Below are 9,555 nucleotides of genomic sequence, written 5' to 3' on the forward strand. Positions count from 1 at the left end.
GCTTTGCACAAGAAATATTACTTGTAAGATTTGCCAATTCTCATCCCAGAATCTCCCGAACTACGGCCGCAAGCTCCCTCAACTGAAAGGGCTTGCTGATGAATCTCTCGGCACCCAACGCAAGAGCATTCTTTCCGGAATCATTGGCCGTGTATCCGCTGGCAATGATTACCTTGACCGTTGGATTCATCCGGATGAGTTCTTGAAGACACCTCTGCCCGCCCATGCCAGGCATGCCCAGGTCCATGATTACTACGTCGATGGACGACCCCTTCTCGGCATACAAGATAATGGCTTCCTCGCCGCTCGCCGCAGCAAGCACCGTGTAGCCGCAAGCCTGCAACCCCTCGACAGTCAGTTCGCGAACGTCAAACTCGTCATCCACCACAAGAATGGTTTCCGTGCCAGTAAGCGGGGCGCTTGTTTCCAAAGCCTCCCTAGGACGGCACTCCGCCACCCCATGCAGGGCAGGCCAATAGACTTTGAAAACCGTGCCTTGCCCAGGCTCACTGTAACAAAGAATGTGGCCGTTATGGTCCTTGACGATCCCATAGACCGACGCCAAGCCCAAGCCGGTACCCTTGCCGATCTCCTTGGTGGTAAAAAAAGGATCAAAGGCGTGATCCAAGATTTGGCTATCCATGCCGATCCCCGTGTCCGTCACGCTCAGCAGCACATACTCCCCAGGTTCCGCGTCTAAGTGTACCCTTGTGAAGTCAGCGTCCAATGTTGCATTGCTTGTCTCAATGATCAGCTTGCCGCCGTCCGGCATGGCATCCGCGGCATTGCTCCCCAAGTTGAGCAGTACCTGTTCAACCTGCGTCGGGTCGGCATTGATCAACCATAGCGAACTGTCCAGATGCGCCTCTATGTCGACCATCCTGGGGATGGTCCTCTTAAGCATCGTGACGGTTTCGTCCACCTCCCGGTTCAAGTCTATGGGTTGTTTCCATGCCTCAGACTTGCGACTGAAAAAGAGCATCTGCTTGACAAGCTGGGCTGCCCGGCCAATAGATTTTTCCATTTTTTTCAAACGGTCGGCCACAACTGAGGTCTCAGAGACATCCTTCTGAAGCAACTGCACATGTCCGGTCATGGCCTGCAGGAGATTATTGAAATCATGGGCCACGCCCCCGGCCAAGGTACCCAAAGATTCCATTTTCTGGGCATGAGCGAGTTGGGCCTGAAGCTTTCTGCGCTCCTCCTCTGCCCGCTTACGTTCGGTGACATCTCGGTCAAATGCGATACCCAGGAAACGCCCCTTGTACTCTATGTAATTGGTGGTCACCTCCACCGGAAAAAACCTGCCGTCCTTTGTCCGGTGAAGCCCCTCAAAGGTCATTCTCTTTTGCTTTTTCAGGTCCGCCTTGTGCTGTTCCCACCTCTCGGGAGGAAATTCCGGGTCAATGTCAAATATTTCAGCGCCCAAAAGTTCCTCCTGAGAATATCCCAGGGAAAAATATGCAGCGTCGTTGGCGTAGGCAATTTTCCCATCGGCATCCACCCAAAGGATGCTGTCCGGCGCGCGATCCATGGCGAACTGTGTCAGGAGCAAAGCCTCCTCATCTTGCTTGCGCTGTGTGATGTCCATGACAAACCCATAATAATTGCCAACATCCTTGCCGTCACCCTGAATCTGCTTGGCATGTATGGCTCCCCAAAATTCCGTCCCGTCCACACGGCAAAAACGGCATTCATAGTTGTCCACTTTACCATTCATTTGCAAAAGGGCCTTGAAGGTCTCCCGGTTCTTCGGATCGGCATAAATCTGCCTGCCGATATCGGTAACTGAACGTATCATACTCTCGGGAGAATCGTAGCCAAACATTCTGGCAAAAGCCGGGTTGACTGAGACGAAACTGCCACTAGGCGTAGAGGCGAAAACTCCTATTGGCGCGTTCATTAAAATATCATGCGTATCAAAAAAATTAGCCTTGGCGGGCTCTTTTTTCATTTTTGAAGAACTGGGCATAATAGTCTCCGCAAATGAGATGCCACGACAAAATGACTTTTTTCAGCAAGAATGAATATCGACATAATTTTTTGAAACCAATGTTTGGTGTAATTTTGTAGCATCCCGAAATGAATGGCAAGTCTTTTGGCCCTGAGGCACGACACATGACCACTGCCAAGCAGGCCGTCGAAGAGTTTTGCTTATCCTTGCGCTTTGGCCCAGGCCTGAATAAATCCTTCTTCGGGCAAGAAATTTTGTCCACTTCCTTCGTTGAACAATGAAAATTTGAACTTTTGGCAATGTCGCAGCAGTTGAGGATTTTTGAACGGACTGCGAAAAATCCCTCTGGACAGCAGCAATATTTTACAAGACGGCACCGCTGCTGCCGTGCGATTTGTCTCGGTGCGTGCGCCATGCAAGGCGCAGAGAGGGCAGGAGATACTATGAGAGAAGGAATTGTCAGGTATGTACGGCCAAGAGAAATCCAAGGCCTTGAAATTCAGGAAGTGATCAATTCCAACTATTCGTTTCCGAATCACACCCATGGGTTCCACTCCGTGGGAGTCATGGACGCTGGCAGTTGTTACTGTCGCCGACCAAGATCGGGAAACGCCTTTGTCCGAGGGGGGGAGATCGCCCTGTTCAACCCCGGGCTGGTCCATTCCGGAGTGATCGAGGATTCGAAGACGCGTATTTCCTATCGGGTTTTCAGCTTCGAAAACCCACTGATCGAAAAGGCCCTGCAGGACCTCGCCGGAAAGGATGGCCTGCCCGAGTTCAAATCCGTTGTCGTCAAAGACAGGCTCACGTCCGACACCCTATCCCGTCTCAACCGGGCCGCCGTATCCGGAACGAGCAGGCTGGCTCTCGACGCGGCCCTTGCCCGGGCAGCCGCCGTCCTGCTGACCCGTCACTGTGAAATCGCCTCCCGGGTCCCCAAGACCAGGGAATCAGGAGCAGTCCGAAGAGCCCAAGATTATCTGCACGGAAACCTGTCTGAGAAGGTATCCCTCGAAAAACTGTCCGAGGTCACCGGTCTGTCCAGATACCACCTTCTTCGAGTCTTCAGGGAATCCATCGGCCTGCCTCCCCATAGCTACCACCTGCAGCTACGCATCGAACACGCCAAACAGCTCCTCCGCTCCGGCATACCCTTTGCCGATGCCGCACTGCGAAGCGGCTTCTCCGATCAAAGCCACTTCGGCAATACATTTCGCAAATACACCGGCGTCACCCCCTCACAGTACACGAGCACACGGCTGTAGTCGCATTTTCAGTCCGTTGCTTCTGTCCGCAAGGAGAAAACCATGGAGATTGATACTTCCAGCCCGAAAATGATCCCAGTGCTGGCAGTGCTCGGCGCGGTCCTGCTCTGGGGAAGCGCCTTCGCAGCCATGAAGCACTTGGTCGAAACCCTGAACCCGTGGGCGGTCATGTGGCTGCGGACGGGCATCGCCACCCTGGTCCTCACACCGTTCACAGCCCGTCTTGCCGGGCCTGTCACAAAAGGGCGCGACCGCATCGCCCTGGCCCTCATGGCCTTGTTCATGCCCTGTCTCTACTTCCTGTTCGAATCCTACGCCCTGACCTTCACCTCGGCCACTCAGGCCGGGCTTGTCTCCGCTTCCCTGCCGATCATGGTGGCCGTGGGCGCCAGCATCTTCTTCAAAGAACGAACCAGCCTTTGGGGCTGGCTCGGGCTGGCTCTGTCCATAGCCGGAGTCGCCGCCCTGACATTGACCGGATCGCCTTCGCCCAATGCGCTCAACCCTGCCCTGGGCAATATGCTCGAACTGTTGGCCATGGCCTGTGCCGCCGGATACATGCTTTTGGTCAAGCGGCTCTCGGCCAGTTACGGACCGTGGACCCTGACCGCGGTCCAAAACGCGGCTGGCTGTCTGTTCTTTCTCCCCGGGCTCTATATGCTTCTTCGCGACGGAATGGGGGAGAACCCGCTTGGTTTGCTCTTCGTGGCCGGGTATCTTGGGGCCTTTGTAACCCTTGGGGCCTTCGGAATGTACAACGTGGGCATGAGCCGTCTCCCCGCAGGCAAGGCCTCGGCCTTCATCAACCTCGTTCCCGCCGTTGCTGCCTTTTTCGGCTGGATGGTGCTGGGTGAGACCCTGACCTTCACCCAGATGCTCGCCTCGGGGATCATCTTCGCCGGGGTCGCTCTCGCTCAACGCGGCGAACACATCAGACGGGATATCCACGCACTCGCCGCATATTTCGGCCACGCATGGCAGAAGAAAGCAACGGTCCAGGTTCAAAAATAATCGGCAACCTTCGGATGCGGTTCCCGACGGTTCAGAGAGGCCGAGGCCCCATGAGCTCACGGCCTCTTGAACACCAATTCCCCAACTCCCGGCAGTTTCACCAGAAGGCCGCCGTCCTGGTTCCTGGTCTGAACCACCCCGCCGGTTCTGGTATGCAGGGAGACGCTACCCTCCCGGGCGGCCCAGAAGAATTCCACGGTCTCTCCCTCGTGAATCCAGATACCCCGGCCACCCTCCGATAGCTCCATCCGAATTACTTTTCCCGCCTCGTCTCGGGCCTCGTATTTTCCGATGAAGGGCTCGGAGCCTGGACCGCATGCCAGGATGGAACCCAGGATCACGATGGACAGCCAAATCCGGAAACTCATGTCTCCATCTCCTCCAGGGGTTGAAAGAGCAGCCGGTCAACCTGAAGCGACCGGTCGAACAAAAAAACGTGGACAATCATGGCCAGCCAAATCAGATCCCGAACAACGGTCTTCCAGCTGATGGGGTCCTCGATGGTCTTGAAGCACCCGCACCCGATGGGCGCGTCCCAATAGAGGTTGATGACGATAGCCACGGTGAACAGGACCATCAACGCCCCGAGGATGGAGGCCGAGGCCTTTGTTCGGAAACCGACCACCAGCATCAACCCGCAGATCAGTTCCAGCCAGGGCATGGTCACGGCCATGAAGTTGACCAGGGCGTATGGAGCCAGCTGATAGCTTGCAATGGTCCCGGCGAACTCGCCGACATAGTTGATCTTGTACATGGAGGCGTGGATGAACAGCCCGCCGATATAGAGGCGAAAGGCCAGGGCCAGCCAGGGGTGGGTGGTCAGACGGCGGATCAATGGGCCGATGGTCATGGTTTCCTCTTCAATCTGGACTCCACAGGGCCGTCAATGACGGCCACATTGTCGTGTCCCATGGCCTTGAGCTTCAGGGCCACCTCGGTATCGTAGTGACTGGAGAGAGTCCGTCCGTAGACCAAGAACCGGGTTCTGGCCGGTAGCGGGGCCAGCCGCATGGTGTAGATAAAGTCGAACAGGGGCAATGGCACGTGCAGGGACCCGGGCAGGGACCCGGCCAGAAGCAGCTCCTGGGGCCTGGCGTCGACGATAACCGCCGAACCGTTGGTTGCCTCGGCCAGGGCCTGATCCACATCCACGGTTTCGGGAGACGGCGCGAGCAGGGCCGGGGGAATCAGGGGGATACCACTCGGGTTGGCGTAATTGAAGAGTACAGCCAAGACCACCGAAGAGATGGTGATGAACAGGACATCATGCAGGGAAACTCGGTCCAGCCGCCGATGCCCTCCCCGTACTGCAGCCAGAATTGCCTCCTTGGCCCGCTGCAGAAGAGCGATTTCCTGCCGGGCCGAGGTCAGCTGATCCAGAGTCCGCTGCAGTTCGAGATTCCTCTGCGTGAGCCCCTCGTTAAGTCGGGCGATGGTCTTGAATCGCAGGGCGTTGTCCAGGCTGACCATGAACATACTGGACAGGCTGACACACAGGCTCTGTTCCTCCGGCGAGTATTCGCCCCCCCCGATCTTGGCCCCCATGACCAGAACGCCGCGCCGACGCTGGTCAAGGGCAAAGGCCAGCGCCTGTCCGGGACGCCCGGGGAGACGCTCGACGGCCTCGAGGTCCGTGGCCCAACGGGACTCCATGTTCTGGGGGATGCGGTCCTTGAGGGAGACGAACACCCCCAGCAAAGCAGATCGGATTTCCGGAGTTTGCCAGTCGACCTCCCGGCCCATGCCCCGGTCTCTGACCAGGGTTTCCCCCCGTTCGTCGTCCAGAAACGCCACATAGCCCCCACTCCCGCCAACTGCCCCCAGGGCCGTGAGCAGAAAACTCAAAAGAACCTCTTCCGGTTCCCCGAGGCCCGACATCTCGAACGATGCATCGTACAAGGCCCGCAGACGAAAGGCCTGGACATCCGTTTCGGCGTGAGCCTGTCTGGCCTCGTCCAAGGCCCGCTCCAAATCGTGATTTCGTCGCTGAAGTTCCTCGTTGAGGATCAGTGCCCGGCCTGTGGCCCCGGCATTGCGCAGGGTGGTCAACAGATTGGAGATAAGCCCGCCAAGGAGTTCCTTCTCATCCGGACCGAAGCCTTCTCCGGACAAGCGGGGGCCGAACCCGACCAGGACATGGATCTCATCGTCCACGGGCAGGGCGAACAGGGCCTGGATGTTGTCGGGCAGCATCTCGTTGCGGCCAAGGTGTCGGCCGGTCAAGGTGGCTACCTCGGCTCCGAGGGACTTGAATCCCGGCGGAAAGAACTTGATCAGGAGGGCCTTGGCTCCGGCAGACAGACGGGCCTCGATCTCGGAATCCAGGCCCCTGGCCAGGGTGAACAACTCCCCACTTTTGCCCTGACGAAGGACGGCAAAGCCCGAGACGATACCCAGAGGGCCCATGGCCATGGGCAGGAAGATCCGCAAGGCCTCCCTGGTGTCCCTGATCCGGGCAAGTTCGCGGACGACTTCGTAGAGGGTCTTGAGATGGAAAACCGTTCTGTCAGGGTCCCTGCCCATGTCCATGGCTTCGGGCCCCGGCCGGTCAGTGGTTCTTGGCCAGATTTTGGAGGGCCAGAAAAAAGGCGTCCATGTCCTCGATGATCCCCAGGTGGGCGAAAAGCACCTCGCCGTCTTTGGTCAAAACCATGGTGAACGGGGTTTGAGGTTCGCCAAGAAGTTTGTGGACGGAGTAGTCCGGGTCCGGAACGATGGGCATCTTGTAGTTGCCCTGCTCGTGAAGGTAGGCGGTCTCCATGGGTGTCCCCCCGGCCGCCAGGGCCATGACGGCCACCTTCTCATCCAGACCCGACTTGGCCAGCCGCTTCTGGATGGAGATGAATCCCGGGGCCTGCAGGTAGCATTGGGGACAATAGACTCCGATGACTTCGAACAGGACCAGGGGCTTGCCCAAATCTGCCAGCCGGAAGGACTGGCCCTCAACAATGCCTAGATCGGCGGTCTCCTCGGCAGTGGCCGGGGCCTGCATGACCATGTCAGGCAGGGTGTCCCCGGGGGCTGGCAAGGCCAGAACCCACCCAGGAGACAGGGAAAGAAGCGTCCAGGCCAGGAGTGAAGCGAGAAAAATCTTGTGCATGGACGATCTCCCGGTCAGGATCGCACCGAGGCGATGGCTTCATCCCGGCTGGGGTGGACCGGGGCCAGCTTGTCCAGCCCGACCAGGGCGAAGACCCGCTGGAAATTGTCCGACAGGCCGGCCATAGCCAGCTTTTGCCCCCGCTTCTGGCAGTCGAGGAAAAATTGGGTCAGCAGGGCGATCCCGGCCCCATTGACCGAGGCGTGTTCGTTGAAGATCAGGACCACGGCCCGGTGGGCTTTGGTCTGCCCGAAGATGTCGACCAAAACCCTGTCGGACTTCGAGGTCAGGTTTCCCTGAATGTCCACCACCCCGACTCCGGCCTCGTCCATAACCACGATTTCCTCGGTCTTGCTCCGGGCAATCTGAATCCGCTCTCTGGCCCGGCGAAGGGCCGCCTCCAGGTCGCGCCTCTGGATCGGTTTGTTGATGAAGTCGGTCGCATCCAGGTTCAGGGCCTTGATGGCCATGTCCATGTCCCCGTGGCCGGTGATGACGATGACCTCCGTGGCCGGATCCATCTCCTTGATCCGAGTCAAAACCTCGATTCCGTCCATGCCCGGCATCTTGATGTCCGTCAGGACGATGGGCGGTCTTTTCTCGGCGAAGATTTCGAGGCCTTTGGCCCCGTTCTCGGCCACATGGATGTCGTCGAACCCGTAGGCGACAAGAAAGCGTTGGAACATGGAAAGGGTCGGACGCTCGTCGTCGATGACCAGAATGCTGTTAGCCATGGGGAGTGACTCCGTTGAAACCACGGCCAGGAAACAGGCCCCGAAGGGCCGAGTCCCCTCGTGCCGTCTCGTGGGGAAAACAATGATGATTGCCTTGATTCGAGTTCTAGCATAACCTCAAGGCACGTCAAGAAAAGTGGCCTGAAACCCCATGCGCACAAACTGTATCTTCTTCCTCGCCCTCTGGCTGGCATTTGTCCCGACGGCGGCCCCGGCCGGAGTCCAGGCCAAAACCATTGCCGTGTCCCCGGAAGCCCTGGATGAGATGTTCAGAAAACCGGGGATAAAATGCGTGGTCGCCGTCATGGCTGTGTGGTGTGGCCCCTGCAAGGCTGCCCTGCCGGCCATCAACAAACTCTACGAGGAATACGGGGCCAAGGGCATGCCCTTATATGGGTTGAGCATCGACTATGCCGGGGCCGAAGCTTTTGACCCGGTCATCGCCAAGTACGATGTCAAATTTCCGATCTACTGGGCCGGGGAAGGAGTCATCGAAACCTACAAACTCTATCCGGTTCCAATGCTGGTCTTTTTCTGCGACGGCCGGATCGTCGATCGACTGATCGGCATCCAGGAAGAGGAAACCATGCGCGAGGCCTTCCGGACCTTTTTTCCCAAAATCTGCGACTAGGAATAAACCCGTGCCGGCAGCCTCATTCCCGATCCGAATCCTGGTAGGGCCGGACCGACCAGGGAAAGCGAGCCAAGGCTTTTTCATTGGCAAAGGCTTCGACCTCGTTCTGAAAGGCGGTGTAGCTATCCAGCAGTTCCCGACCGAGATCGGTCAGGACAAAACCGCGACGACCCTTCTCCCGGACCAGCAACGGCCCCCCGACTTCCTCTTCGGTGGACCGGATCTTGCCCCAGGCCGCCCGGTAGGACATGTTCATGGCCTGGGCCGCCTTGTTCAACGACCCGAATTCCTGAACCTTCTGCAGAAGCAGGACCCTGCCCAGACCAAAGACCATATTCCCTTTGCTGGTCTCGAACCAGACATGGGTCCGCAACACATACGCGCTCGTTTCCATGGCCACTCCCTGTTGACTGTCCAATTATGTTAAATCGAACATAGACCCTGGCGCCCGTCCTTGACAACCGCTCGATAACGGCCCGGAAATACTGGTGGAGGTGTAACCCCATGTTCTTGAAATTGTTCTCTTTTTCCTTACTGCTCTTGGTCGGCCTTGTTGTCCCGGCCACAGCGGCCTCGCTCCCGACGGATCGGTTTCCCGACCTTCCCCTGGCCGGAACGGGTCTGGATGATGCCACGACACCGTCCGCGACATTGCGGGAACTCCCCTTTCAGGTTCTGGTGGTCGAGATCTTCAGCATGTACTGTCCCCACTGTCAGCGCGAGGCCCCGGCCGTCAATGAACTTCACGACATCCTCAAGGCCCGCTATCCCTTGGGTCAGGTGGGCCTGGTCGGCATCGGCGTCGGCAACACGGCCTATGAGGTGAACATCTTCCGGAAGAAATTCACCATTGAATT

The 9,555-nt window shown here is 57.8% G+C and carries 11 protein-coding genes; 4 read left to right on the plus strand and 7 right to left on the minus strand.

Annotation, left to right across the window (positions count from 1 at the left end; translation table 11 throughout):
- Positions 1-40 precede the first annotated feature (40 nt).
- A complete protein-coding gene (locus EOM25_09980) occupies positions 41-1,972 on the minus strand; it encodes a PAS domain S-box protein (protein NCC25505.1) in 1,932 nt (643 codons plus the stop codon).
- 425 nt (positions 1,973-2,397) lie between these two features.
- Between EOM25_09980 and EOM25_09985 the strand changes: the two genes are divergently transcribed.
- Positions 2,398-3,219 (plus strand): AraC family transcriptional regulator, encoded by an 822-nt coding sequence (locus EOM25_09985; protein ID NCC25506.1) that lies wholly within the window; start codon positions 2,398-2,400, stop codon positions 3,217-3,219.
- 42 nt (positions 3,220-3,261) lie between these two features.
- Positions 3,262-4,230, plus strand: coding sequence for a DMT family transporter (locus EOM25_09990; protein ID NCC25507.1), 969 nt, complete (start codon positions 3,262-3,264; stop codon positions 4,228-4,230).
- 56 nt (positions 4,231-4,286) lie between these two features.
- Here the strand turns inward: EOM25_09990 and EOM25_09995 are convergent, their stop codons facing one another.
- Genes EOM25_09995 through EOM25_10015 form a run of 5 tightly spaced genes read right to left on the minus strand, consistent with a single transcriptional unit; the run spans position 4,287 to position 8,064 of the window.
- The gene (locus EOM25_09995) at positions 4,287-4,598 is read right to left on the minus strand and encodes a hypothetical protein (protein ID NCC25508.1); all 312 of its coding nucleotides are present in this window, start codon (positions 4,596-4,598) and stop codon (positions 4,287-4,289) included.
- Positions 4,595-5,080, minus strand: coding sequence for a DoxX family membrane protein (locus EOM25_10000; protein NCC25509.1), 486 nt, complete (start codon positions 5,078-5,080; stop codon positions 4,595-4,597). The genes EOM25_09995 and EOM25_10000 overlap by 4 nt, the downstream gene beginning before the upstream one ends.
- Complete coding sequence (locus EOM25_10005) at positions 5,077-6,759, minus strand: rhodanese-like domain-containing protein (GenBank protein NCC25510.1); 1,683 nt, start codon at positions 6,757-6,759, stop codon at positions 5,077-5,079. Before EOM25_10005 ends, EOM25_10000 begins: the two co-directional genes overlap by 4 nt.
- 19 nt (positions 6,760-6,778) lie before the next feature.
- Entirely contained in the window at positions 6,779-7,330 is a 552-nt protein-coding gene (locus tag EOM25_10010) for a TlpA family protein disulfide reductase (protein NCC25511.1), read from the minus strand.
- Positions 7,331-7,344: 14 nt separating this feature from the next.
- On the minus strand, positions 7,345-8,064 hold the full coding sequence (locus EOM25_10015) for a response regulator (GenBank protein ID NCC25512.1): 720 nt from the start codon (positions 8,062-8,064) through the stop codon (positions 7,345-7,347).
- A 151-nt stretch (positions 8,065-8,215) separates the two neighbouring features.
- On the opposite strand from EOM25_10015, the gene EOM25_10020 reads away from it, so the two are divergent.
- Positions 8,216-8,695 (plus strand): TlpA family protein disulfide reductase, encoded by a 480-nt coding sequence (locus EOM25_10020; GenBank protein NCC25513.1) that lies wholly within the window; start codon positions 8,216-8,218, stop codon positions 8,693-8,695.
- 22 nt (positions 8,696-8,717) lie between these two features.
- Here the strand turns inward: EOM25_10020 and EOM25_10025 are convergent, their stop codons facing one another.
- Positions 8,718-9,092, minus strand: coding sequence for a LysR family transcriptional regulator (locus EOM25_10025; GenBank protein ID NCC25514.1), 375 nt, complete (start codon positions 9,090-9,092; stop codon positions 8,718-8,720).
- A gap of 110 nt (positions 9,093-9,202) precedes the next feature.
- On the opposite strand from EOM25_10025, the gene EOM25_10030 reads away from it, so the two are divergent.
- A partial coding sequence (locus EOM25_10030; GenBank protein NCC25515.1) for a TlpA family protein disulfide reductase occupies positions 9,203-9,555 on the plus strand: 353 nt, incomplete at its 3' end.

Source organism: Deltaproteobacteria bacterium (genome assembly GCA_009929795.1).
Classification (GTDB): domain Bacteria; phylum Desulfobacterota; class Desulfovibrionia; order Desulfovibrionales; family Desulfomicrobiaceae; genus RZZR01.